Raw genomic sequence first — 1,163 nt, forward strand, 5'->3', positions numbered from 1 at the left:
GATTATGCTTATGCGCACGGTTTGATCGATCTGGACCAAAAGAAGAAAGTCGATGCCTTGTACGGATCCTGCGTGATCGCCGTCAAGGAAAGTGGACCGGTAGCGTCCGCGCAGGCCGATCAAATCTGCAACAAGATCGAGGAGTACATCGTCGAGGCATCGGGCGGGACGAATGTCTATGATGTGCGGATTACCGGGGACTACAGTTTCCCAAATATCGCCCGCTATCTGGACCAGGACAGTGTGCGATCAGCCTTGCATGTCTCGCCGCTGGTCGGACCCTGGAAAGATAGCTCGAGCATTGTCGCCGGCATTCTGGAACGCGGCGAGCAGGATTCTGCCGCACATTTATTCCCGCGTTTGTTCGAACAGATTCGCGTCCTTATCTATAACGGCATTTACGATATGGATTGCAATTTCATGGGTACAGACAATTGGCTGGCTTCGCTGCATTGGGCGCAAGGTGAAGAATTCAACCAGATGTCACGTAAGCCGTGGAAAGAAGGAAATGAAGTGTTGGGGCAGTATCGACAATGTGGGAACTTGAGCCAGGTTCTGGTCAACGGGGCTGGACATTTGGTGCCGATGGACCAGCCGGAGGCAGCGCTCAAGATGTTAAGTATTTTTTTGAAGCAGTCCAGCTACACGCTTCGAGAATGAGGCTTGCTTTTCAGAAATATGCTGCCCGCCAGGCATTTCCGGCGCCGTTACGTTACAAGGAACGGCGCGGCTTTGCCTGACGGGATTCAATCCTTGATGGGACTGTTCAGACCTTCATCGGCAGGATGATCATCTGCAGGCCGTCGAAGTGCAGGCGGCGCTGGATCGCCAGCGCCGCCTGGTTGTGYAGAAGGCGCGTGAACAGATTATCGCGCTGGAACACGAGCCGGCTCGTGAAGAACACCGCGTTCGGGAACTCGCGCGCGAGGTCCTGGCACATCGTCGTCAGCGTGGCGACGGCGTCCGTGCCGAAGCCGAGGCGCGACGTGGCCGGGATGCCGTGGCCGCGGCAAAAGTCCACGAACCCGGAAAGCGTGGCCTCGGCCTTCGTGCGCAGCGCGTCGATCTCGCCATCGCCGCCGTAGGCATGGGCGTCGACCGTGCGGGCGGTCACGAACACGACGTTCCGGAAATGACCGGGGAACATGCGCTGCACCCACAGC

1 protein-coding gene and 1 pseudogene are annotated in these 1,163 nt (G+C 57.7%); one reads left to right on the plus strand and one right to left on the minus strand.

Going from position 1 to position 1,163, the window contains the following annotated elements; translation table 11 throughout:
• A partial coding sequence (locus AC1DYX_RS31340) for a S10 family serine carboxypeptidase-like protein (protein ID WP_477266141.1) occupies positions 1-660 on the plus strand: 660 nt, incomplete at its 5' end.
• A 106-nt stretch (positions 661-766) separates the two neighbouring features.
• Here the strand turns inward: AC1DYX_RS31340 and AC1DYX_RS31345 are convergent.
• Positions 767-1,163, minus strand: a pseudogene (locus tag AC1DYX_RS31345) (amino acid transporter); the annotation flags it as partial.

Source organism: Massilia sp. P2_C2 (assembly GCF_056404615.1).